Below are 22,153 nucleotides of genomic sequence, written 5' to 3'. Positions count from 1 at the left end.
GCGCCCCCTCTCCTTGACCCTCTCCCCGGTGGGGAGAGGGGATGAACGACAAATCCCGCCATGCCACCCTACGCCGAACTCCACTGCCTCTCCAACTTCAGCTTCCTGCGCGGCGCGTCGCACCCGGAGGAACTGGTCGAACGCGCGCATGCGCTCGGCTACGCGGCGCTCGCGCTCACCGACGAATGCTCGCTCGCGGGCGTCGTGCGCGCCCACGTGGCGGCGAAGGAATGCGGGATGAAGCTCATCGTCGGCAGCGAGATCCGGCTCGACGACGGGCCGCGCGTGGTGCTGCTGGCGACCGACCGCGCGGGCTACGGCCATCTCTCCGCGCTCATCACGCGCGGGCGGCGCAGCGCGACCAAGGGCAGCTACCGGCTTGCGCTGGCCGACCTGGCCGGCGGCGTGCCCGGTTGCCTTGCCTTGCTGCTCGCCGATCCGCTGCCTTCGCTTCAGCACGCGCAGGCAATCGCCAGCCGCTTTGCCGGCCGCGCCTGGCTCGCGGTGGAGCTGTTCCGCGCACCCGACGACGCCGAGCGCCTCGCCGCGGCGACCGAACTGTCCCAGGCGGCCGGCCTGCCGCTCGTGGCCGCGGGCGATGTCCACATGCACGTACCCGAGCGCCGCGCGATGCAGGACACGCTCGCCGCGATCCGCCTCGGCGTGCCGGTGGCCGACGCGGGCGACGCGCTGCATCCCAACGGCGAGCGGCATCTGCGCACGCCCAATGACCTCGCCCAGCTCTATCCGCAGCCGCTGCTGGATGAAACTTTGTCGGTCGCGGCGCGCTGCACGTTCTCGCTCGACGAACTGCGCTACGAATACCCCGAGGAGCTGGTACCGCCCGGCGAGACCGCGATCTCGCACCTGCGCGGTCTGACCGAGGCGGGGCTCCTGCGGCGCTTCCCTGACGGCACGCCGGACAAGGTGCGCGCGCAAATCGAGCATGAACTCGCGCTGATCGAGGAGCTGCATTACGAGCCGTACTTCCTCACCGTGCACGACATCGTGCGCTTCGCCCGTTCGCGCGGCATCCTGTGCCAGGGGCGCGGCTCGGCGGCGAACTCGTCGGTGTGCTACGCGCTGGGGATCACCGAGGTGAACCCGGCGTGCATGGAGATGCTGTTTGAGCGCTTCATCTCGCGCGAGCGCAACGAGCCGCCCGACATCGACGTCGACTTCGAGCACGAGCGGCGCGAGGAGGTGATCCAGTACCTCTACGCAAAATACGGCCGCGACCGCGCCGCGCTCGCCGCGACGGTGATCAGCTACCGCCCGCGCAGTGCGATGCGCGACGTCGGCAAGGCGCTCGGCTTCGATCTCGAGCAGGTCGACCGCCTGGCGAAGTCGATGGCGTGGTGGGACGGCCGCAGGATCAAGCCCGATCGTCTGGTGGAAGCAGGCTTCGATCCGGCCAATAGAAAAGTCGCGCTGCTGATCCGTCTGGTCGACGAACTGGTCGGCTTTCCGCGCCACCTGTCGCAGCACGTCGGCGGCTTCGTCATCGCGCGCGGCCAGCTCTCGCAGCTGGTGCCGATCGAGAACGCGGCGATGCCCGAGCGCACGATCATCCAGTGGGACAAGGACGACCTCGACGCGCTGGGGCTCCTGAAGATCGACGTGCTCGCGCTCGGCATGCTCTCGGCGATCCGCCGCGCGCTCGACCTCGTGGGCAGTGTGCGCGGGCGTCCGTTCGCGATGAGCGACGTGCCGTCCGAGGACCCGGCCGTCTACGACCTGATCGGCCACGCCGACACGCTGGGCGTGTTCCAGATCGAGTCGCGCGCGCAGATGGCGATGCTGCCGCGCATGAGGCCGCGCCGCTTCTACGACCTGGTGATCGAGGTCGCGATCGTGCGACCCGGACCGATCCAGGGCGGCATGGTGCATCCCTACCTGCGCCGGCGCGAAGGCACCGAGCCGGTCACGTATCCGAGCGAGGCGGTGCGCGGCGTGCTCGAAAGGACGCTGGGCGTGCCGATCTTCCAGGAGCAGGTGATGCAGCTCGCCGTCGTCGCCGCCGGCTTCACGCCGGGCGAGGCCGACAAGCTGCGCCGCTCGATGGCGGCGTGGCGCAGGAAGGGCGGGCTGGAGCACTTCGAGCGCCGCCTCATCGACGGCATGCGCGAGCGCGGCTATCAGGAGGACTTCGCGCGGCAGATCTTCATGCAGATCCAGGGCTTCGGCGAATACGGCTTTCCCGAGTCGCACGCCGCGAGCTTCGCGCTGCTGGTCTACGTGTCGGCCTGGCTCAAGTGCCACGAGCCGGCGGCCTTCGCCTGCGCGCTGCTGAACAGCCAGCCGATGGGCTTCTACGCCCCCGCCCAGATCGTGCAGGACGCACGCCGCCACGGCGTCGAGGTGCGGCCGGTCGACGTGCTGGAAAGCGAGTGGGATTGCACGCTGGAACCCACCCCCTCTCCCTGGCCCTCTCCCCGGAGGGGAAAGGGGGCAGGCGCGAATCCGGCAGCCGGATCAATACCCGCCGCCCCTCTCCCCCGGCCCCTCTCCCCGCAGGCGGGGCGAGGGGAGAAAGCGCCGCGCCACCTCTCCGAAGCCCACGCCTCGCCAGAACGCGCCTCGCCAGAACGCGCCTCGCCAGAACACGCTTCTCCAGAGCACGCTTCTCCAGAGCACGCCTCGCCAGAACGCGCCTCGCCAGAACACGCCTCGCCAGAACGCGCCTCGCCAGAACACGCCTCGCCAGAGCACGCCTCGCCAGAACGCGCCTCGCCAGAACGCGCCTCGCCAGAACACGCTCCGCCAGAGCACGCTCCCTCTCCCCTCCGGGGAGAGGGTCGGGGAGAGGGGGCTGCCATGAGCGCTCCGCTTGCCCTCTCCCCCGGCCCCTCTACCCGCAAGGAGTACGCCGATGGGTACCCCGCTGCTGCACAGCGACCCTTTCGCTGTCTCGCGAGCGGGAGAGGGGTGAATGTGCCTCACCCGCCCGCCCTCCGCCTCGGCCTGCGCATGGTCAGCGGCTTCTCGCTCGAAGGCGCGGCGCGCCTGATCGCGGCGCGCGCGCAGCGACCCTTCGACAGCGTCGACGATCTCGCGACCCGCGGCGGGCTCGACCCGCGCGACCTCAAGTGCCTCGCCGCCGCCGGCGCGCTCGCCCGCCTGGCCGGCCACCGGCGCAAGGCGTACTGGGACGTGGCCGGCATCGAGCGGGCCAGCCCGCTCGCCATGGCGCGCGCGCAGGAGCCGCAGCCCGATCTGTTCCCTTTGACCGAAGGCCAGGATCTCGTCGCCGACTACGCCAGCCTCGGCCTGTCGCTCGGTCGCCATCCGCTCGCGCTGCTGCGCGAGCGCCTGCGGCACGATCGCCTGCTCACCGCCGAAGAGCTGAGGCAGCTGCCGCACGGCCGTCTCGCGCGCGCCGCCGGCCTCGTCCTCAACCGCCAGCGACCCGGCACGGCGAGCGGCGTCACCTTCCTTACGCTGGAGGACGAGACCGGCCACGTCAACGTCGTCGTCTGGCGCGACCTCGCCGAGCGGCAGCGCCGCGAGCTGCTCGGCGCGCGCCTGCTGGCGGTGTACGGCACGCTGGAGCGGCAGGGCGAGGTCACGCATCTGGTCGCCGGCCACCTGCGGGACCTGACGCCGCTCCTCGGGAACTTGATGACGCATTCGCGGGACTTTCATTAGATGCGGACGCATGGCCGGCTGCGCCGGATCGGATTCGACGCGTTTTCGAATCGTGAAAAGCGCGGCGCGCGATGGCTTTCCATGCATCGCGCGGGAGCGGACAATGGAACCCGCCGATGGGGGCGGCCGGCGGTTCGCCTCCTCAACCCGAAGCGGAAAGGAGTCTCGTCATGAAGACACGCTGGATCGATGCGCTGCAGGCGGCGCTGCGCCGGCCGTCGTCGCTGCTCCGCTGCGGGCTGCTGGCGGGGCTGGCCGCGCTCGCGGGGTGCCAGTCGCTCGGCGGGCCGGCGGCGAGCGCGAATCCGCACGGCGCGGCGGCGCTGCCGGTGCCGGTCGCGACGGACGCCTTCACGATCGCGCCCGGCGACGACGTCGTCGGCACCGTGCAGGTGGTCAAGGCGAACGCCGACGACACGCTCTCGGATATCGCCCGCCGCTTCAACGTCGGCTACGAGGAAATCGTCGACGCCAACCCCGGCGTCGATCCATGGGTGCCCGGCGCGGGCACCGAGGTCGTCGTTCCGACCGCGTTCGTGCTGCCGGACGCGAAGCGGGAGGGCATTGTGATCAATCTGGCGGCGATGCGCCTGTTCTATTTCCCGAAAGCGAAGCCCGGCGAGCGGCAGCAGGTGATCACGCATCCGATCGGCATCGGCCGCGTGGGCTGGCGAACGCCGGAAGGCAGCACCCGGGTGGTGTCGAAGACCGAGGCCCCGGCGTGGATTCCGACGCCCGCGATCCGCAAGGAGCACGCGGCCGACGGCGACCCGCTGCCCAAGGTGGTGCCGCCGGGACCGGACAATCCGATGGGCACGCATGTGCTGCGGCTGGGCTGGCCCGAATACGCGATCCACGGCACCGACAAGCCGCCGAGCATCGGCCTGCGCGGCACGCATGGCTGCCTGCGCATGTACCCGGAGGACATCGTCGGCATGTACGAGGCCGTGCCGGTCGGCACGCCGGTCACCGTCGTCAATCAGCCGGTTCTGCTCGGCTGGCGCGGCGATGCGCTGGTGATGCAGGCCTTCCCGGTGCTCGAGGACGACACGCGCAAAGCGCCGCAGGGCGAGGCACAGCGCGCCGCGTTCGTGCGCAAGCTGATGCGGGCCCGGCCCGGCGCCCGCCCGAACGTCGCGGTCAACGAGGCGCTGGTCGCGGAGATCATGCAGAAGCCGCGCGCCGTCGCCGTGCCCGTCTCGATCGGCAGCCTCACGCTGGAGCGCTATCTGGCGGACGCGCCGCGGGTCGCCAACACCCTGCCGCGGAATGCGACCTGGGACGGAGGGATGAACGGGCAACGCGCGATCGACGCGCGCATGAAGCAGGCCGAAGCGCATTGATGCGGGACACGGCCGTGCGGAGGCGCCGTTCGTCGCGCCGCGCGGCGGGCTTGTCGATCCGGGGCGGACAGGCAAGAATGGGCCGTCTCCAATATCAAACGAACATCGGGACAGGGGGGCTCGCGAATCCTCGCCAGGGCCTGCGAAATTCATCGTCGAAGGAGGGAGAGAACAATGAAAACGCACATCCGGATCGTGGCGCTCGTCGTGGCAGCGCTGCTGGGCGTGTCGGCCAGCCTGGCGCGGGCGCAGGACGTCGCCGCCGACAAGCGGGCCGAGATCGAGAAGCTGCTGCAGACGACCGGCGCCCTCCGTCTGGGGCAGCAGTTTTCCAGGGTGATGGTTGCGCAGCTCACCCACGCGCTGCGCGCCACCCATGCCCAGGTTCCCCAGAAGGCGCTCGACGTCCTGCCCGAGGAGGTCAACGCAGTGGTGGGCGAGCACATGCCCGAGCTGAAGGAAACCATGATCCGGATCTACGCGGCGCATTTCACGACCGAGGACCTGAAGGGCCTGAACCAGTTCTACGCGACGGACCTCGGGCGCAAGGTCATCAGCACGCTGCCCTCGGTGCTCCAGGAAAGCATGGCGGCCGGCCAGAAATGGGGCCAGTCGATGGGTCCCGAAATCGCGCGCCGGGTCGAGGCCCGCTTCCAGAAGGAATCGATCACGCTGTGAGGCCCGCCGCCCTGCGCACCGCGCGCCGCGCGGTTGCAGCGGGCAGCGGGCGCACGGTCGTCGACCCCGGAAAGGACGGCAATGGGAAAGGCGCGGCTCGAGGCGTTCAGCGACGGCGTGCTCGCCATCATCATCACCATCATGGTGCTGGAGCTGAAGGTGCCGCACGGCACCGACTTCGACGCGCTCGTGCCGCTGATGCCGAGCCTCATGAGCTACGTCCTCAGCTTCCTCTACGTCGGCATCTACTGGAACAACCACCACCATCTGCTGCACGCCGCGCGGCGCGTGTCCGGCAGCGTGCTGTGGGCGAACCTGAACCTGCTGTTCTGGCTGTCGCTGTTTCCCTTCGCCACCGGCTGGATGGGCGAGAACCATTTCGCGCCGCTGCCGTCGGCCGCCTACGGCTTCGTGCTGCTGATGGCGGCGATCGCCTACTACGTGCTTCAGCGCTGCATCATCGCGACCGATGGCCCGGAGTCGGCGGTGCGGCGCGCGATCGGAACCGACTGGAAGGGCAAGCTGTCGCCCGTCTTCTACGTGACGGCGATCGGACTCTCGTTCGTCGCGCACTGGCTGGCGCAGGCGATCTACGTCCTCGTGGCGCTGATCTGGCTGGTGCCGGACCGGCGCATCGAGCGGGCGATCCACGACGGCGCGTCCTGATTTCCCGATTCGCGCGCATTGCGTGATTTTTCCACGGAGCCTCGCATGGGTCAGCAGTATTCCGAGCTTTCGCAAAACCACATCGACTTCATCCGTCGGCAGAAGCTCTTCTTCGTCGGCACCGCGACCGAGACGAGCCGGGTCAACGTCTCGCCCAAGGGGATGGATTCGCTCGCCGTGCTCGGCCCCCGGCGCGTGGTCTGGCTCAACGTCACCGGCAGCGGCAACGAGACCTCGGCGCACGTGCAGCTGAACCCGCGCATGACGGTGATGTTCTGCGCCTTCGAGGGCAAGCCGCTGATCCTGCGGCTGTACGGAGCCGCCCGGGCCGTCCACCCGGCGGACCCGGACTGGCCCGAACTGCAGGCCTTGTTCAAGCCGCTGCCCGGATCCCGCCAGATCTTCGACGTCGCCGTCGACCTGGTGCAGACGTCCTGCGGGATGGGCGTGCCGTACTTCGACTACGCGGGCGACCGCGAAGCGTTGAACGACTGGGCACGTGCCAAGGGCGAGGCGGGCATTCGCCAGTACTGGGAACAGAAGAACCGGGTCAGCATCGACGGCATCCCGACCGGCATCGTCGGAGATTCCGGCTAGCGTGCTGGCGGCGCGACGCCGTTCCGCGAGCTGGAGCCGCGGCGTTTCCCACTAGACTGAAACGATGTGCGGCCGCTACGCCCTGACTTCCTCTCCCGCGGTGATCGCCGAGCGCTTCCGCCTGCTGTGGACGCCGGATTTCCCGCCGCACTACAACATCGCCCCGAGCCAGACGGTTCCGATCGTGCGCGAGACGGAGGCGGGCAGGGCGCTGGCCTTCGTCCGCTGGGGGCTGATCCCGTCGTGGGCGAAGGACGCGAGCATCGGGATGAAGCTCATCAATGCGCGCGGCGAGTCGCTCGGCGACAAGCCCGCGTTCCGCAGCGCCTATCGGCGCCGCCACTGCCTCGTCCCGGCGGACGCGTTCTATGAATGGAAGCCGATCGCCGGACGCAAGCAGCCCTTCTGCGTCCGCCTTCGCGACGACGGCCCGTTCGGCATGGCCGGCCTGTGGGAGCACTGGACCGCGCCCGACGGGGACGTGGTCGAAAGCTGCACGATCGTCACGGTCGAAGCCACTGGGCCGGTCGCCGACCTGCACGACCGCATGCCGCTGATCGTGGCGCCGGCCGACTACGATGCGTGGCTGTCGGCCGGGTCGACGGAACTGCCCGCCGCCGTGCCGCCGGAGGCGCTGCGCGCCTACCCGGTGAGCCCGCTGGTCAGCAATGCGCGCAACGACGTGCCGGCCTGCCTGGAGCCGATCGAGCTGGGCTGACGCGGCAGCTTGCCCTCGCCTCGATGCTGTATAAAAATACAGCATGCAGACCGTAGCAGACCCCGTTCCCGGCGTCGGATCCGACGCCGACCCGCACGCCTATTTGACCCGTCTCAACCCCGAGCAGCGCGCCGCCGTCGAGCACGGCGTGGGCGTGGGCGCGGGCGCCGTTCCCGGCCCCTTGCTCGTGATCGCCGGCGCGGGCTCGGGCAAGACCAACGTGCTGGCGCACCGCGTCGCGCACCTCGTCGCCAGAGGCGCCGATCCCGGCCACATCCTGCTGCTCACCTTCTCGCGCCGCGCGGCCGACGAGATGGCGCGGCGCGTCGAGCGCATCGTGCGCCAGGTCGCCGCCGGCCGGCCGCAGCTGGCCGGCGCGGAGCTCGCGTGGGCCGGCACCTTCCACAGCATCGGCGCGCGCCTGCTGCGCGAATACGCGCCGCGCATCGGGCTCGACCCCGCGTTCACGATCCACGACCGCGAGGACTCGGCCGACCTGATGAACCTGGTGCGGCACGAACTCGGGCTCGCCGACACCGGCAAGCGCTTTCCGCGCAAGCAGACCTGCCTCGCGATCTACTCGGCGGCGGTCAACACGCTGGCGCCGCTCGCCGACGTGCTCGCGCAGCGCTATCCGTGGTGCGCCGACTTCGAGGACGAGCTCAAGCGCCTGTTCCGCGCCTACGTCGAGGCGAAGCAGGCGCAGCACGTGCTCGACTACGACGACCTGCTGCTCTACTGGTCGCACATGGTCGAGGCGCCGGCGCTGGCGGCCGAAATCGGCGCGCGCTTCCGCCACGTCCTGGTCGACGAGTACCAGGACACCAACGCGCTGCAGGCGAGCATCGTGCGCGCGCTGAAGCCCGACGGCGCCGGCGTGACCGTGGTCGGCGACGACGCGCAGTCGATCTACGCGTTCCGCGGCGCGACGGTGCGCAACATCCTCGACTTCCCCGGGCAGTTCGCGCCGCCCGCGCGCATCGTCACGCTCGAGCGCAACTACCGTTCGACGCAGCCGATCCTCGCCGCCGCCAACGGCGTGATCGCGCGCGCCACCGAGGGCTACGTCAAGGCGCTGTGGAGCGAGCGCGAATCCGCCGAGCGGCCGCAGCTCGTCAGCGTGCGCGACGAGGCGGACCAGGCGGCCTTCGTGGTCGAGCAGGTGCTGGCGCGGCGCGAAACCGGCATCGCGCTGAAGCAGCAGGCGGTGCTGTTCCGCGCCGCGCACCACAGCGCGGCGATGGAGATCGAGCTCGTCCGGCGCAACATTCCCTTCGTGAAATTCGGCGGGCTCAAGTTCCTCGAGGCCGCGCACGTCAAGGACGTGCTCGCGGTGCTGCGCTGGATCGAGAATCCGCGCGACCGCGTCGCCGGCTTCCGCATGCTGCAGCTGATGTCCGGCGTCGGGCCGAAGACCGCGGCGCAGGTGCTCGACCAGGTCGCCTCGGTGCAGGACGTGGCGATGGCACTGCGCGAGGCGCGCGTGCCCGCGGCGGCGGCGCCGGCATGGCAGGATTTCCTCGCGCTGGTCGAGGCGCTGCACGGGCGCGAGGTGCCGTGGCCGGCCGAATTCGAGACGATCGCGGGCTGGTATGGCGCGCACCTCGAACGCCTGTACGAGGACGCCGCCGTGCGCGAGGGCGACCTCGCCCAGCTCGCGCAGATCGCACGCACCTATCCGTCGCGCCAGCGTTTCCTCACCGAGCTCACGCTCGACCCGCCCGACGCTACCAGCGACGAGGCCGGGGTACCGCTGCGCGACGAGGACTACCTGATCCTGTCGACGATCCATTCGGCCAAGGGGCAGGAGTGGAAGGCGGTGACGCTGCTGAACGCGGTCGACGGCTGCATCCCGTCCGACCTGGCGACCGGCACGCCGCAGGAGATCGAGGAGGAGCGGCGCCTGCTGTACGTCGCGATGACGCGCGCCAAGGACCACCTGCAGATCGTGGTGCCGCAGCGCTTCTACGTCACGCAGCAGACGGGCTACGGCGACCGCCACGTCTATGCGGGGCGCACGCGCTTCATTCCGCCCGGCATGGCGGCGCTGTTCGACAGCCGCGCGTGGCCGGAGGCGCCCGCCGCGCCTGCGGCGAGCCCGCCGCCGCCCGAGGTCGTCGAGGTGCTGTCGAAGATGAAGGCGATGTGGAACTGAGCGCGCGGGGGGATGATTGACGCACGCGCGGATGGCGCGCGAGAGGATGGATCACTGCACGTGACGCGCGCTTATCCCAGCAGATGCCGCACATAGACGGCGAAGCCGGCGCCCATCCCGAGCCACGCGGCGAGCGGGCCGAGCACGAGGCGCAGCGCGGGGTTGCGGGGGACGAAGCCGACGCCGTGGACGAATCCCGCCGACAGGCCCCACATGATCAGCATGAGCAGGCCGTGGCCGGCAGGGGCGCCGTCCGCGGCGGTCAGCCCGCGCGGGAACAGCGTGACGAGGAGCATCAGCGCGAGCGCGCAGCCAAGCGAAATTGCGCGCGCCCAGCCGCGTTCGAGCACAGGCTGCTTCGGCACGGACGGGGCCGCGAGCGGCTCAACCCCGGCGCGCATCGTCCCTGGGGGCGTCGCGTGCGGCGTCGGGCGGGCATTCGCGGGCATCGCACATCATCGCGTTGATCGAGGCCAGCAGCACGGCCATGGTGACACCGAGGATCCAGGCGAAATACCACATGGCGGTTCCTTTCAGTAGACCGACTTGTCGTTGGCGGCGATGTATTCGGTGGTGACCTTGCCCCACATCACCTTGTAGGCCCACGCGGTGTAGAAGATGATCAGCGGCATGAAGATCACGGTGGCGCCGAGCATCAGGCCGAGGGTGAGATGCGAGGACACCGCGTCGTACACCGTCAGGCTCGAGCGCGGGTCGCTCGACGACGGCATGACGAAGGGGAACATCGACACGCCGGCGGTGCCGATGATGCCGGCGCATGCCAACGACGACGACCAGAATGCGGCGCCGGCCTTGTTGAGGCGCGCGAACGCCAGGCTGGCCGCGAGCGCGGCAAAGGCGACGACGGGAACCCACATCGCCCAGCCGTGTTGCGCATAGTTGCGCATCCAGGCGCCGGTCGCGATTTCCACCGTCTTGGCCAGCGGGTCCGGCAGCGCGTTGGGGTCGACCGCGCTGGTGATGACGTAGCCGTCGATGCCCTTCGCGACCCACACCCCGGCGAGCGCGAAGGTGACGATGGTCAGCGCGGCGAAGACCTGGCTGGCGCCACGCACGCGGCGGTAGAGGTTGCCCTCGGTGCGCATCATCAGGTAGTTCGCGCCCTGGGTGGTGATCATCGCCAGGCTCACCACGCCCGCCAGCAGGGCGAACGGGTTGAGCAGCGCCCAGAAGCTGCCGGTGTAGGTCGACATCAGGTAGTCGTTGAAATGGAAGGGCACGCCCTGCAGCAGGTTGCCGAAGGCGACGCCGAAGATGATCGGCGGCACCGCGCCGCCGATGAACAGCCCCCAGTCCCAGGTGCTGCGCCAGGCCGCGTTCTGGATCTTCGAGCGGTAGTCGAAGCCGACCGGGCGGAAGAACAGCGCCCACAGCGCGGCCATCATCGCCCAGTAGAAGCCGGAGAACGCGGTCGCGTAGACCAGCGGCCAGGCCGCGAAGATCGCGCCGCCGGCGGTGATGAACCAGACCTGGTTGCCGTCCCAGTGCGGCGCGACGGTGTTGATCAGGGCGCGCCGTTCGAGGTCGTTCCTGCCGACGAAGGGCAGCAGCACACCCATGCCCATGTCGTGGCCGTCCATGACGGCGAAGCCGACGAGCAGCACGCCGATGAGCAGCCACCAGATCAGTTTGAGGGTTTCGTAGTCCATGTCAGCTCCTTAGATCTGCTGTGCCGGTGCGCCTGCGGGCACGGCGCCGCCGCCCGCCTTCTCGCCGTGGTACTTGCCGGTGCCGAGGCTGGACGGGCCCTGGCGCGCGTACTTGATCATCAGAACCATTTCGACGATCAGCAGCAGGGTGTAGAAGCCGACGAAGCCGGCGAGCGAGCCGTAGATGCTGGCGGGCGTGAGGTTCGACACCGATATCTGCGTGGGCAGCACGCCGTAGATCGTCCAGGGCTGGCGGCCGTACTCGGCGACCACCCAGCCGAGCTCGGCGGCGATCCACGGCATGGGGATGAACCACATCGCCCAGCGCAGCAGCCATTTCTTCTCGAGGAAGCTTCCCTTGACCGAGTAGAACAGCGCGAGCGTGAACAGTGCGAGGAAGAGGAAGCCGAGCGCCACCATGAAGCGGAAGCTCCAGAACAGGGGCGCGACGCGCGGGATGGTGTCGTCGACGGCCTGCTGGATCATCTCGGGCGTGGCCTGCGCGACGTCGGCGGTGTATTTCTTCAGCAGCAGCCCGAAGCCGAGGTCGCCCTGATGCGCCTCGAACGTGGCGCGGGCGTCCGCGTCGTCATGGTTCCGGCGCAGCCGTTCCAGCGCGACCACGGCCTTGATGCCGTCCTCGATGCGCTCGCGGTTGCGTTCCTTGATCTCCTTGATGCCGGGCAGCGTCTGGCTGATCGAGCGGGTGCCGATCAGGCCCAGCACGTAGGGAATCTGCAGCTGGTAGTCGTTGCGCTCGGCCTGCTGGTTGGGCAGCGCGAACACGGTGAAGGCGGCCGGCGCCGGCTCGGTCTCCCACACCGCCTCGATTGCCGCCATCTTGGTCTGCTGCGCCTCGCCGACGGTGTAGCCCGATTCGTCGCCCAGCACGATGACCGACAGCGCGGAAGCGAAGCCGAAGCCCGCGGCGATGCGGAACGAGCGGCGCGCGAACTCGATGTCGCGGCCCTTCAGCAGGTACCAGCTGGAAATGCCGAGCACGAACAGCGAGGCGGTGACGTAGCCGGCCGAGACCGTGTGCACGAACTTGGCCTGCGCCACCGGGTTGAAGATGATCGACCAGAAGTCGCTCATCTCCATGCGCATCGTGACCCACGAGAAGGTCGCGCCGACCGGGTTCTGCATCCAGCCGTTGGCGATCAGGATCCACAGCGCCGAGAGGTTGGAGCCGACCGCCATCAGGATCGTCACCATCAGGTGCTGCCACTTGTTGAGGCGGTCCCAGCCGAAGAAGAACAGGCCGATGAAGGTCGACTCGAGGAAGAAGGCCATCAGCCCCTCGATCGCCAGCGGCGCGCCGAAGATGTCGCCGACGTAGTGCGAGTAGTAGGCCCAGTTGGTGCCGAACTGGAATTCCATGGTGATGCCGGTGGTCACCCCGAGCGCGAAGTTGATGCCGAACAGCTTGCCCCAGAAGCGCACCATATCCTTGTAGACGGGGCGGTCGGTGATGACGTAGGTCAGTTCCATGATCACCAGGATGAAGGCCAGCCCCAGCGTCAGCGGCACGAACAGGAAGTGATACAGCGCGGTGACCGCGAATTGCAGCCGCGAGAGGTCGACGAGTTCTTCAGTGGGCATGGTCACTCCCGGAGGTGGACGATGAGGGGGCGGCGACTTCCGGCCCAACCAGGCGCGCGGCGACGCTGTCGGCGTCGGTCGGCACGGCGGGGCCGCCGAAGAAGGCGTAGAAGATCGCGGCGATCAGGATCAGTTTGACAAGGAGCGCCAGCCCGATTTCGCGGGCGAGCGGATGTCGCAGGAAGGCAGGCAGGGGCTTCTTCATGTGCACTCCGGACGTCCGCAAGGCCCGTGCCAGCTCCGGGCCCCGCGTGGCGGACAAAGTTGTCCAGTGATTTCAACAGGATAGTCCATGGAGGCCAGGGCTGCAGGCCCACAGATATGCCAAAACTGGCAAAACGCGCTAAGGTGAGCTGTCAAATATGACAGGCCCGCCCCAATGCCGCTGAACGAACTGATCAGTTTTCTCGAGGAGCATCCCGATGCGCAGATCGTGATGGGGGCGGATTACCGGATCGTCGCCGCCAACGCCGCCTACCGCCGCCATTACGCCGGCGGCCGCGACGTCGTCGGGCAGTTCTGCTATGCCGTGTCGCACGGCTACCGGCAGCCATGCGACGAGTGCGGCGAGTCGTGCCCGCTGTCGGCCAGCCGGGCGAGCGGCGAACCGCGCCGCGTGCTGCACCTGCACCACACGCCGCGCGGCGAGGAACATGTCGACGTCGAACTGACCCCGATCACGGGCGCATCCGGCCGGATCGAATACTTCGTCGAGCGCATGCTGACGGTGCGCGAGGCGAGCAGCTTTCCCGCCGAAAGCGGACTGGTCGGCAAGTCGCCGGCGTTCAACCGCATGCTCGAACTGGTGCGGCGCGTGGCACCCGCGCCCACCACCGCGCTGCTGCTCGGCGAATCGGGCACCGGCAAGGAACTGGTCGCGCAGGCGATCCACCAGCAGAGCGGGCGCGGGCAGGGCCCCTTCGTCGTCGTCGAATGCTCGGGCCTCACCGAAACGCTGTTCGAGAGCGAGCTGTTCGGCTACGAGAAGGGCGCGTTCACCGGCGCCACCCAGCGCAAGCCTGGCCTGGTCGAAGCGGCGTCGGGCGGCACGCTGTTCCTCGACGAGGTCGGCGACATTCCGCTTGCGATGCAGGTCAAGCTCTTGCGCCTGCTCGAGACCGGCACCTTCCGCCGGGTCGGCGGCGTCGACACGATGCGCAGCGATTTCCGCCTCATCGCGGCGACCCATCGCGACCTCAAGGCCATGGTCGAGGCGGGCGCGTTCCGCCGCGACCTCTATTACCGGCTGAGCGTGTTCCCGATCCCCCTGCCCGCGCTGCGCGAGCGGCGCGACGACATCGTGCTGCTGGCCGAAACCCTGCTCGCGCGGCTGTCGCCGGGGCGGCCGCGCGCCCTGAGCGAGGCCGCGAAGTCGAACCTGCTCGCCTGGGACTATCCCGGCAATATCCGCGAACTTCGCAATCTCCTCGAGCGCGCGCTGCTGATGGCCGATGGCGACACGCTGCTGCCGGAGCATTTTCCGCGCGAGCTCGCGGGCGACGCCACGAACGGCATGCCAGGCGTCGACGGCATCGTGCCGCTCGACGTCGCCGAGCGCCGCTACCTGCAGTGGGCGCTGGCGCAGCACGGCGGCGACCGCAAATCGCTGGCCCGGCAACTGGGCATCAGCGAGCGAACCTTGTATCGGAAGCTGGCCGGGTAGGAGCGGAAAAAATGGGACCGTCGTCGGTCCCGGCGCCGTGTTGGCGGTGGAGGGCGGCTATCGACCCACAGCAGTCCTTCCCGCACGCGCTTTAGAGGCGTCGGCAATAAACTTCAAAGCAGACGCCAGAAATAACAAACCCCGCCGAAGCGGGGTTGCAGGGTGTGTGCTGCAATCACGCAGCGTTCAGTTTCTTTCTGCGCACCACATACCCGACTAGCCCCAGCCCCGACAACATCAAGGCATAGCTGCCGGGTTCGGGAACGGCCACGGTCAATAGATAGGCACGACCTTCATTGCTGTAGGCAATGATTTGTCCGGAATCGTTGATGCCCTTTGCTTCCATTAAATAGACCCCGTCTGCGAGTGTCACCAGGCTGTTGAGATCGAACAGGGCGCCACTGTCATACAAGAAGGCATGTTGAACGGAATTACCCAAGAGTGTGGAATAACCTACCACCTGGCCGCTGGCGTTGATGCCGAAGGCATAGCTTTCCGTTCCCCCCAGCGAGCCGAGGTCGCCCATGCCCACCCCGTTGGCGCCGGTGACGAAGGCACGCCAAGCAGTATTGCCCGATGTTTGCGCAAACCCCGCCACTTGGCCGCTGGCGTTGATGCCAGTGGCAACGCTACTCGTTCCCCCCAGCGTCCCTAGATCGGTCTTGCCCACGCCGTTGGCACCCGTGATGAAGGCATGCTGAGCCGCATCGCCCGTGGTCGTGGCAGTCCCCACCACCTGGCCGTTGTCGTTGATACCAGCGGCTTCGCTATACGTCCCCCCCAGCGTGCCGAGGTCGGTCATGCCCACGCCGTTGGCTCCGGTGATGAAGGCATGTGTATAGCCGCCACTGATTAGAGAATATCCCGCAACCTGGCCGCTGGTGTTGATGCCATTGGCCCGGCTTTTCGTTCCCCCCAGCGTGCCGAGGTCGGTCATGCCCACGCCGTTGGCGCCCGTGATGAAGGCATGTTGTCCACCGCCAGAGAAATCCGAAGTCCCCACCACCTGTCCGCTGGAGTTGATGCCAATGGCAACACTACTCGATCCCCCCAGCGTGCCGAGGTCGGTCATGCCCACGCCGTTGGCGCCCGTGATGAAGGCATGGTTGTTAAGGGAAGGCGCAGTGGAAGTACCCACCACCTGTCCGCTGGCGTTAATGCCTAAAGCATAACTATAGGGAAACGTTACATTCAACGCGCCGAGGTCCTGCGCTGTATAGGACAGCGCATGGGCCGTGGTAGAAGCAATCAAGCCGAATGCCAGCAGCAGGCTGGCGTACAGCGTGTGGCGAGTCATGTTTGGTTCCTCCAATTGGTATTGTTACGTGTTGTGCAGAACGCTTACGGCTCATCCGAAAACATCATGCTTGAATCTGATAGCTACGGCCGAATGAACCGGGCCGAGTGGACGCGATTTGTTGTCCGTCGAATGACAAGGGAAAGACAAGAAAGAGGGAACAATGTGGACACTAAGTCCTGCAAGGGGTAGGCGTTGCCGTCCAATGGGGTGTGCCGAATTTCCATGTACAACCTCCTACTGCTGTGATCAGATATGCTCTGATTTCATGCGCCGTTGTACGGTCTTGATAGTTTTGTTGTCAGTTATTTTGGTTATCAAATCTCTGCATGCTCGGAACGAATGGGTCGGCTTTGTTTGCTAAATATGCAGACTTCATTCGCTTCGTTTGGCAAAGCAGTTTTCATGCCGCGGGAACCTTCCTATAAATAATCAAAAGCTTGCTTTCAGGCGGGCCTGACCGCTTGTAAAGTTTTCCGACAAGAACCGGTTCGACTGGCTGCGGTGCCGGGCCAGAAACAAAAACAAGAGAGGCTGCCCGAGAAGGGGTTCCAGACATTCAAGCGACTGCTATCTGGGCGGTGGGGAGGTTGGCTTGTGGCCGTTTCCCCGACGTCGGGAAGCAACGTAAGGCTGCACTCAGCACGCTTGGTCTCAAGCCTCACCCCACCGCCGCAGCGCCCAGCCAGGCAGCAGGGCCGCCGCGGCCAGCGCGCAGCCCGCGGAAAAGGCGAACGCAGCGGGCGCACCGGCCTGCTGGTAGATCAGGCCGAAGAGCAGCGAGGCGGGCAGCAGCATCACGCCTGCGGTGAGGTTGAACCAGCCGTAGGCGGTGCCGAGCCGGTCCGACGGCGCAAGGTCGGCGACGAGCGCCTTTTCGGCGCCTTCGGTGGCGGCGAGGAAGAGGCCGTAGCAGGCGAACAGCGGCCACAGCAGCAGCGGGTGGAAGCGGTCGAGGCCGAGTCCGAGGTAGAACAGCCCGTAGACGATCCAGCCGCCCAGGATCAGGCGCGTGCGCCCGAGGCGGTCGGACAGCGCCGAGAGCGGCGTCGAGAAGATCATCGCGACGGCCGAGGTCAGCGCCCACAGCAGGGGCACCTGGTATTCGGGAAGGCCGAGCTCCTTCGCGCGCAGCAGCAGGAACATGTTCGACGAGTTGCCGAGCGTGAACAGCGCGAGAACGACGAGATAGCGGCGGAACGCCGGCGGGAAGCCGGCCAGCGTCCACGAGAAGGCCGCGCACGGTCGCGGCGTCGGCGCGGCCGGCTCGCGGATCGCGAGGGCGAGCGCGAGCGTCGCGATGCCCGGCACGATCGCCCACAGGAACACCTCGCGCAGCGCCATGCCTTCGGCCAGCAGCCAGGCGGCGATGAGCGGGCCGATCACCGCGCCGGCGTTGTCCATCGCGCGGTGCACGCCGAACGCGAGGCCGCGCCGCGATTCGCCGGCGGCGCCGGCGAGCAGGGCGTCGCGCGGGGAGGTGCGCAGGCCCTTGCCGACGCGGTCGGCGAAGCGCAGCGCGAGCACGACGGGCCAGCTGCCGGCGACGTAGAACAGCGGACGCGACAGTGCCGCAAGCCCGTAGCCGGCGAGCACCCAGCCCTTGGCGCGGCCGTGCCGGTCGACGAGGATTCCCGAAAAGAGCTTGAGCAGGCTCGCCGTCGCCTCGGCGATGCCCTCGATGATGCCGAGTGCCCTTGGGCCGGCCATCAGCACGGAGGCGAGAAACAGGGGCACCAGCGGGTAGACCAGCTCGCTGGTGGTGTCGTTGAAAAGGCTCACCAGTCCGAGCAGCCACACGGTGCGCGGGAGGGCGCGCAATCCGTCAAGCATGGCGGGCCACGTCGGGCGGACGTGAACGGGAGGGGGCGAAGCAGCCGCGCATCGATGGCAAGTGAAAATGAAGGGTCGGTTCCCGGGAAGCCTTCCATTCTAGGGCCAATGCCGGCGGTTGCAGGAACTGCGTTGATTCAGCAGCTTGTGATGCATTCCTCAGAATATTTCGAGGCGTGCCGCTGCGCGAGCCCAGCGTTGCGCCGCACGCGGCGCTTCGTCGTTCCCCTTGTCCGCCCGCGAGGGGCAGCCTCGTCCAAGGTGATCAGGGGATGCCGGCGGGGCGATCGACGTACAGCGAGGGAAGCAGCCGCTTCAGCGCGGCGATTTTCGGCAGGTCGTTGATGACGATGTAGGGCTGCTCCGGGTGCTCGACCAGGTAATGCTGGTGGTGGGCCTCGGCTGGATAGAAGGCGGGCAGGCGCGCGACCTGCGTCGCGATCGGGCGCGGGAAGGCATCGCCCTTCTGCAGCTGGGCGATGTAATCGTCGGCGACCCGCTTCTGGGCGGCGTCGGTGTAGAAAATGGCGGAGCGGTACTGCGTGCCGGTGTCGGGTCCCTGGCGGTTCCGCTCGGTCGGGTCGTGCGCGACCGAGAAGAACACCTTCAGCAGCTGGCCATACGTGATGCGCGCCGGGTCGTAGGCGATGCGCACCGACTCGGCGTGGCCGGTGCGGCCGCTGCTGACCTGGCCGTACGTAGCGGTGTTCGCGCTGCCGCCGGCGTAGCCGGATTCGACGCGGGTGACGCCGCGGACATGCTCGAACACGCCTTCCATGCCCCAGAAGCATCCGCCGGCAAGGACGGCGGTCCGGCTGCCGGAGGCCGCGGCCAGCGGAATGTCGACGGCGGGGTCGGGCAGGGGGGTGGCGGTCGAGGCGCGCGAACAGCCCAGTGCGAGCACGAGGGCCGGCACGGCCACCGCGGTGAGCAATCGATTCATCAGCGGTCTCCTTGATTCGGCCGGACCGCATGCGTGCGGTCCGGATCACGACGGCCGGCTGCGTGCGGAGGCACGCGGCCGGCCAGCGGCGATCTAGGGCTTCATGCCGTCCTTGCCCATCGAATCCTTGGACATCGCGTCGTGGCCCATCGTTTCCTTGGCCATGCCGTTCTTCTTCATGTCCTTCTTCTGCATGCCGGGTTTGCCCATCCCGTCCTTCTGCATGCCGTCCTTGGCCATGGTGCCCTGGGACATGCCGTCCCTGCCCATGCTGTCGGCGGCGATGGCACTGCCGCCGGCGGCGAACAGGCCCAGGCACATCAGGGTGGCGATCATCTTGCTCATGGTGAACTCCTTTTGGTTGAGGTGGATTTACGAAGATCTGGCAGAGATGCCATGTTTCAGGGCAACCGAGGCGAACTCAGCTGCCGCCGAACCAGTTGTACCCCTGGTCTTCCCAGTAGCCCCCGGGGTAGGTATTGGTGACGAAGATCGCCTGGATGTGCTTGGGATTCTTGTAGCCCAGCTTGGTCGGCATGCGCAGCTTCATCGGAAAGCCGTAGCGACGCGGCAGCGTCTGCCCGTCGAAGGTCAGTGCGAGCAGCGTCTGCGGGTGGAGCGCGGTCGGCATGTCGATGCTCGTGTAGTAGTCGTCGGCGCACTTGAAGCCGACGTACTTCGCGGTCAGGTCCGCGCCCACCCGGCGCAGGAAGAGCGAGAAGGGCACGCCTCCCCATCGGCCGATCGCGCTCCAGCCTTCGACGCAGATGTGCCGCGTGATCTGGTCGGCCTGCGGTAGCGCATGGAGTTCCGGAAGGCTCCAGGCATGCCTGTCGGCCACCAGGCCGCTGACTTCCAGCCGGAAGCGCCCGGCGTCCACGTCCGGCACCTGCGCCTCGTCGTAGTAGGCGTTGAACGGAAACGGCCGGGCGATCATGGATTCCGGATAGGTGGGGGCGAGGCGGTTGGGGTCGAACAGCCACGCCTGGACCCTGTCGTTGAAGCGCGAGATCTTCGCCAGCGCCTTCTCGGCGCTCGGCTCGTCGGTGATCGCGCAGCCACTCAGCAGGGAGAGTCCGCCGAGCGTCAGGGCACGCCGCAGAAACAGACGGCGGGCCGGCTGATCGAGCCGGCTGAGCGCCTCCTTCGTCAGCGCATCGCCATCGACCGGAATGATTCGCTTGCTCATGCGCGTCTCCTCAGCGGCCAAGCGTCATGGCGCGGAGGGTGCGCGGCACCAGCGCCACCATGACCAGGTGAACCACGACGAAGCCGGCCAGTGCGGTCATGGCGAAGAAATGCACGTAGCGCGCGGTCTCGTATCCGCCGAGCAGTTCGCGCAGCAACGGGAACTGGACGGACTTCCACAGCACCAGGCCCGACGCGACCAGCACCGCGCTGTCGAGCATCACGAACAGGTAAGCGAGGCGCTGCAGGCTGTTGTAGCGGCGGGGGTCCGCATGCGACAGGCGCCCGTGCAAAGCGTCGCGCAGGTCGTCCAGGACGGCGCGCGGCGACACCGGAAGGAAGCGTTGCCACAAGCGACCGCTGCCGGCGGTGAGCAGCAGGTAGGCGAGGCCGTTCGCGCCCAGCAGCCACATCGCGGCGAAGTGCCACTGCAGCGCGCCGGCAAGCCAGCCGCCGAGCGTGAGCCCCTCGGCGAAGCTGAATCCGAACAGTGGCGACGCGTTGTAGATGCGCCAGCCGCTCGTCACCATGACGATCACCGCAAGCGTGTTGAGCCAGTGGGCGATGCGCAGCCAGCGCGGGTGGATGGCGCGGCCGTCGCCCGCCGGCGGTGTCCCCGGTCGATTCGGCAGCGGGTCCGCCGCCAGGGTGGCGGTCGGGGCGGATCTGCAGGATGTCATTTCCATCGCTCCTCGGTTCGGCAGGCGGCTCCGCATCGGCGGGTGGCAGTTCGGTTGCGGCGTCATGAGGGCTAGTTCGTGCCGAGCCGGCCGACGGTTACAAGCCGTGGCACAATTCCTCGCGTTCCCGGGCTGGCAGCCGGATCCGGCGCGCCTGTAACCAAGCTTCCCCACACGACGAATGACAGACAAAGGGCAGATGAACGCTACCGAGGGCCGGCTCAAGGGCCTGCTGGTGCGCGGCCTCGGAGGCGATGCCGACGCCTACCGCGCCTTCCTCGCGGAATTGAGCGGACATCTGCGCGCCTATTTCCGAAGGCGCCTCACCCGCTTGCCGGAAGAAGTGGAAGATCTCGTGCAGGAAACCTTGCTCGCCATTCACAACGTGCGCCACACCTACGACGCCAGCCGGCCGCTGACCGCCTGGGTGCATGCCATCGCGAAGTACAAGCTGGCCGATCTGCTGCGCCGGCGCGCGGGCCACGAGGCGCTGACGGACCCGATCGATGACGAGGCGGATTTCTTTGCCGCGCCCGAAAACGAGTCTGCCGAGGCGCGCCGGGACCTCGGCAAGCTGCTCGACCAGTTGCCGGACCGGCAGCGGCTGCCGATCGTGCATACGAAGCTGGAAGGCTTGTCCGTCGCCGAAGCGGCCCGGCTCACGGGGATGTCCGAGTCGGCCGTCAAGGTCGGGGTGCACCGCGGCATGAAGGCGCTGGCCGCCTTGGTTCGGAGAAAAGCATGAAGACCGACGACCTCGTTCTGCTGCTGGCGCGGGGGGAGGGGCCCGTGCCGCGCCATGTCGCGGCGCGCCGATACGCCGCCGCCATTGTCGTGGGTGCGGTCGCGGCGGGCGCGCTGATGCTCGGCCTGCTCGGCGTGCGCCCGGACCTCGGCGAGGCGGTCCGGCTGCCGATGTTCTGGGCCAAGATCGCCTATGTCGCTTCGCTTGCCGCGGCGAGCCTGCGCGCCGTCGCGAGGCTGTCGCAGCCGGGCGCGCGGATCGGTGCCCGGCTGGGGGTCGCGCTTGCCGTGCCGGTGCTTGCGATGTGGGCGCTGGCGGCCGTCGTGCTGGCCCGCGCGGAACCCGCAGCCCGGATGGATCTGGTGCTCGGGGAGACGTGGGCCGTCTGTCCGTTCCTCATCGCCATGCTGTCGGCACCGGTGTTCGCGGCGACGCTGTGGGCCATGCGCGAGCTCGCGCCGACGCGCCTCCCGCTCGCAGGCGCCGCCGCAGGGCTTCTGTCGGGCGCGGTCGGTGGGCTGGTCTACTGCCTGCATTGTCCGGAGATGGCGGCGCCGTTCATCGGCACGTGGTACCTGCTCGGCATGCTGATCCCCGCTGCCGCCGGTGCCCTGGTCGGGCGCCGCGCGTTGCGCTGGTAGCGTGGAAGGGGAGGGCCCCGGCTGCGCCGGCGCGGCATCTGGCAGGTGACGAGATCGGCGTGGCCGCAACCCTTGGAATGGTCGAG

Annotated in this window: 21 protein-coding genes and 2 pseudogenes; 12 read left to right on the top strand and 11 right to left on the bottom strand. The window is 68.2% G+C overall.

Annotated elements, in window-relative coordinates; genetic code table 11:
- Positions 1-60 precede the first annotated feature (60 nt).
- The 9 genes and pseudogenes from VA613_RS07260 to VA613_RS07230 all read left to right on the top strand — a co-directional run.
- Positions 61-2,409: pseudogene (locus tag VA613_RS07260) on the top strand (error-prone DNA polymerase); the annotation flags it as partial.
- Positions 2,391-2,621: pseudogene (locus VA613_RS14970) on the top strand (hypothetical protein); the annotation flags it as partial. The pseudogenes VA613_RS07260 and VA613_RS14970, both read left to right, overlap by 19 nt.
- A 196-nt stretch (positions 2,622-2,817) precedes the next feature.
- The gene (locus VA613_RS14965; protein WP_407702883.1) at positions 2,818-3,648 is read left to right on the top strand and encodes a helix-hairpin-helix domain-containing protein; all 831 of its coding nucleotides are present in this window, start codon (positions 2,818-2,820) and stop codon (positions 3,646-3,648) included.
- A gap of 170 nt (positions 3,649-3,818) precedes the next feature.
- Entirely contained in the window at positions 3,819-4,991 is a 1,173-nt protein-coding gene (locus VA613_RS07255) for a L,D-transpeptidase family protein (RefSeq protein ID WP_324781183.1), read from the top strand.
- A gap of 174 nt (positions 4,992-5,165) precedes the next feature.
- Complete coding sequence (locus VA613_RS07250; protein WP_324781182.1) at positions 5,166-5,669, top strand: DUF2059 domain-containing protein; 504 nt, start codon at positions 5,166-5,168, stop codon at positions 5,667-5,669.
- 81 nt (positions 5,670-5,750) lie between these two features.
- The gene (locus VA613_RS07245; RefSeq protein ID WP_324781181.1) at positions 5,751-6,335 is read left to right on the top strand and encodes a TMEM175 family protein; all 585 of its coding nucleotides are present in this window, start codon (positions 5,751-5,753) and stop codon (positions 6,333-6,335) included.
- Positions 6,336-6,380: 45 nt separating this feature from the next.
- On the top strand, positions 6,381-6,932 hold the full coding sequence (locus VA613_RS07240; protein WP_324781180.1) for a pyridoxamine 5'-phosphate oxidase family protein: 552 nt from the start codon (positions 6,381-6,383) through the stop codon (positions 6,930-6,932).
- Between the two features lie 64 nt (positions 6,933-6,996).
- The gene (locus VA613_RS07235) at positions 6,997-7,650 is read left to right on the top strand and encodes an SOS response-associated peptidase (RefSeq protein WP_324781179.1); all 654 of its coding nucleotides are present in this window, start codon (positions 6,997-6,999) and stop codon (positions 7,648-7,650) included.
- A gap of 43 nt (positions 7,651-7,693) precedes the next feature.
- A complete protein-coding gene (locus VA613_RS07230) occupies positions 7,694-9,805 on the top strand; it encodes an ATP-dependent helicase (protein WP_324781178.1) in 2,112 nt (703 codons plus the stop codon).
- A 71-nt stretch (positions 9,806-9,876) separates the two neighbouring features.
- On the opposite strand, the gene VA613_RS07225 is transcribed toward VA613_RS07230, so the two are convergent.
- From VA613_RS07225 to cydP, 5 genes are read right to left on the bottom strand one after another with little or no spacing between them, the layout of a single operon-like run.
- Positions 9,877-10,170 carry a cyd operon YbgE family protein gene (locus tag VA613_RS07225; protein WP_324781177.1) on the bottom strand — a complete coding sequence of 98 codons (294 nt, stop codon included), beginning with the start codon at positions 10,168-10,170 and terminating at the stop codon, positions 9,877-9,879.
- 19 nt (positions 10,171-10,189) lie between these two features.
- On the bottom strand, positions 10,190-10,327 hold the full coding sequence (gene cydX / locus VA613_RS07220) for a cytochrome bd-I oxidase subunit CydX (RefSeq protein WP_324781176.1): 138 nt from the start codon (positions 10,325-10,327) through the stop codon (positions 10,190-10,192).
- An 11-nt stretch (positions 10,328-10,338) separates the two neighbouring features.
- Positions 10,339-11,475, bottom strand: coding sequence for a cytochrome d ubiquinol oxidase subunit II (gene cydB, locus VA613_RS07215; protein WP_324781175.1), 1,137 nt, complete (start codon positions 11,473-11,475; stop codon positions 10,339-10,341).
- Between the two features lie 9 nt (positions 11,476-11,484).
- The gene (locus VA613_RS07210) at positions 11,485-13,077 is read right to left on the bottom strand and encodes a cytochrome ubiquinol oxidase subunit I (RefSeq protein ID WP_324781174.1); all 1,593 of its coding nucleotides are present in this window, start codon (positions 13,075-13,077) and stop codon (positions 11,485-11,487) included.
- Positions 13,067-13,282 carry a cytochrome oxidase putative small subunit CydP gene (gene cydP, locus VA613_RS07205; RefSeq protein ID WP_324781173.1) on the bottom strand — a complete coding sequence of 72 codons (216 nt, stop codon included), beginning with the start codon at positions 13,280-13,282 and terminating at the stop codon, positions 13,067-13,069. Before cydP ends, VA613_RS07210 begins: the two co-directional genes overlap by 11 nt.
- A 174-nt stretch (positions 13,283-13,456) precedes the next feature.
- Here cydP and VA613_RS07200 point away from each other — a divergent pair, with 174 nt between their 5' ends.
- The gene (locus VA613_RS07200) at positions 13,457-14,740 is read left to right on the top strand and encodes a sigma-54 interaction domain-containing protein (protein WP_324781172.1); all 1,284 of its coding nucleotides are present in this window, start codon (positions 13,457-13,459) and stop codon (positions 14,738-14,740) included.
- A 175-nt stretch (positions 14,741-14,915) separates the two neighbouring features.
- On the opposite strand, the gene VA613_RS07195 is transcribed toward VA613_RS07200, so the two are convergent.
- The 6 genes from VA613_RS07195 to VA613_RS07170 form a co-directional block, all read right to left on the bottom strand.
- Positions 14,916-16,037: a PEP-CTERM sorting domain-containing protein gene (locus VA613_RS07195; protein ID WP_324781171.1), complete on the bottom strand. Its 1,122-nt coding sequence runs from the start codon at positions 16,035-16,037 to the stop codon at positions 14,916-14,918.
- A gap of 654 nt (positions 16,038-16,691) precedes the next feature.
- Positions 16,692-17,870, bottom strand: a complete 1,179-nt coding sequence (locus tag VA613_RS07190) for an MFS transporter (protein WP_324781169.1) — start codon at positions 17,868-17,870, stop codon at positions 16,692-16,694.
- A gap of 265 nt (positions 17,871-18,135) precedes the next feature.
- Positions 18,136-18,813, bottom strand: coding sequence for a peptide-methionine (S)-S-oxide reductase MsrA (gene msrA / locus VA613_RS07185; RefSeq protein ID WP_324781168.1), 678 nt, complete (start codon positions 18,811-18,813; stop codon positions 18,136-18,138).
- 93 nt (positions 18,814-18,906) lie between these two features.
- A complete protein-coding gene (locus VA613_RS07180; RefSeq protein WP_324781167.1) occupies positions 18,907-19,158 on the bottom strand; it encodes a pentapeptide MXKDX repeat protein in 252 nt (83 codons plus the stop codon).
- A 76-nt stretch (positions 19,159-19,234) separates the two neighbouring features.
- Positions 19,235-20,002, bottom strand: a complete 768-nt coding sequence (locus VA613_RS07175; RefSeq protein WP_324781166.1) for a molybdopterin-dependent oxidoreductase — start codon at positions 20,000-20,002, stop codon at positions 19,235-19,237.
- 10 nt (positions 20,003-20,012) lie between these two features.
- Entirely contained in the window at positions 20,013-20,681 is a 669-nt protein-coding gene (locus VA613_RS07170; protein WP_324781165.1) for a cytochrome b/b6 domain-containing protein, read from the bottom strand.
- A gap of 181 nt (positions 20,682-20,862) precedes the next feature.
- Here VA613_RS07170 and VA613_RS07165 point away from each other — a divergent pair, with 181 nt between their 5' ends.
- A complete protein-coding gene (locus VA613_RS07165) occupies positions 20,863-21,426 on the top strand; it encodes a sigma-70 family RNA polymerase sigma factor (protein WP_324781164.1) in 564 nt (187 codons plus the stop codon).
- Positions 21,423-22,067 carry a DUF1109 domain-containing protein gene (locus VA613_RS07160; protein WP_324781163.1) on the top strand — a complete coding sequence of 215 codons (645 nt, stop codon included), beginning with the start codon at positions 21,423-21,425 and terminating at the stop codon, positions 22,065-22,067. The genes VA613_RS07165 and VA613_RS07160 overlap by 4 nt, the downstream gene beginning before the upstream one ends.
- Positions 22,068-22,153 lie beyond the last annotated feature (86 nt).

The sequence above is a fragment of the Thiobacillus sp. SCUT-2 genome, from assembly GCF_035621355.1.
GTDB classification, from domain to species: Bacteria; Pseudomonadota; Gammaproteobacteria; order Burkholderiales; family Thiobacillaceae; genus Thiobacillus; species Thiobacillus sedimenti.
This window is presented reverse-complemented; position numbering and strand designations above follow the sequence as displayed.

Bases quoted from the DNA above. Each gene is read 5' to 3' on its own strand.
- VA613_RS14965 (WP_407702883.1), top strand. From the start codon at position 2,818: ATGAGCGCTCCGCTTGCCCTCTCCCCCGGCCCCTCTACCCGCAAGGAG.
- VA613_RS07255 (WP_324781183.1), top strand. From the start codon at position 3,819: ATGAAGACACGCTGGATCGATGCGCTGCAGGCGGCGCTGCGCCGGCCG.
- VA613_RS07250 (WP_324781182.1), top strand. From the start codon at position 5,166: ATGAAAACGCACATCCGGATCGTGGCGCTCGTCGTGGCAGCGCTGCTG.
- VA613_RS07245 (WP_324781181.1), top strand. From the start codon at position 5,751: ATGGGAAAGGCGCGGCTCGAGGCGTTCAGCGACGGCGTGCTCGCCATC.
- VA613_RS07240 (WP_324781180.1), top strand. From the start codon at position 6,381: ATGGGTCAGCAGTATTCCGAGCTTTCGCAAAACCACATCGACTTCATC.
- VA613_RS07235 (WP_324781179.1), top strand. From the start codon at position 6,997: ATGTGCGGCCGCTACGCCCTGACTTCCTCTCCCGCGGTGATCGCCGAG.
- VA613_RS07230 (WP_324781178.1), top strand. From the start codon at position 7,694: ATGCAGACCGTAGCAGACCCCGTTCCCGGCGTCGGATCCGACGCCGAC.
- cydX (WP_324781176.1), bottom strand. From the start codon at position 10,327: ATGTGGTATTTCGCCTGGATCCTCGGTGTCACCATGGCCGTGCTGCTG.
- cydB (WP_324781175.1), bottom strand. From the start codon at position 11,475: ATGGACTACGAAACCCTCAAACTGATCTGGTGGCTGCTCATCGGCGTG.
- VA613_RS07210 (WP_324781174.1), bottom strand. From the start codon at position 13,077: ATGCCCACTGAAGAACTCGTCGACCTCTCGCGGCTGCAATTCGCGGTC.
- cydP (WP_324781173.1), bottom strand. From the start codon at position 13,282: ATGAAGAAGCCCCTGCCTGCCTTCCTGCGACATCCGCTCGCCCGCGAA.
- VA613_RS07200 (WP_324781172.1), top strand. From the start codon at position 13,457: ATGCCGCTGAACGAACTGATCAGTTTTCTCGAGGAGCATCCCGATGCG.
- VA613_RS07195 (WP_324781171.1), bottom strand. From the start codon at position 16,037: ATGACTCGCCACACGCTGTACGCCAGCCTGCTGCTGGCATTCGGCTTG.
- VA613_RS07190 (WP_324781169.1), bottom strand. From the start codon at position 17,870: ATGCTTGACGGATTGCGCGCCCTCCCGCGCACCGTGTGGCTGCTCGGA.
- msrA (WP_324781168.1), bottom strand. From the start codon at position 18,813: ATGAATCGATTGCTCACCGCGGTGGCCGTGCCGGCCCTCGTGCTCGCA.
- VA613_RS07180 (WP_324781167.1), bottom strand. From the start codon at position 19,158: ATGAGCAAGATGATCGCCACCCTGATGTGCCTGGGCCTGTTCGCCGCC.
- VA613_RS07175 (WP_324781166.1), bottom strand. From the start codon at position 20,002: ATGAGCAAGCGAATCATTCCGGTCGATGGCGATGCGCTGACGAAGGAG.
- VA613_RS07170 (WP_324781165.1), bottom strand. From the start codon at position 20,681: ATGACATCCTGCAGATCCGCCCCGACCGCCACCCTGGCGGCGGACCCG.
- VA613_RS07165 (WP_324781164.1), top strand. From the start codon at position 20,863: ATGACAGACAAAGGGCAGATGAACGCTACCGAGGGCCGGCTCAAGGGC.
- VA613_RS07160 (WP_324781163.1), top strand. From the start codon at position 21,423: ATGAAGACCGACGACCTCGTTCTGCTGCTGGCGCGGGGGGAGGGGCCC.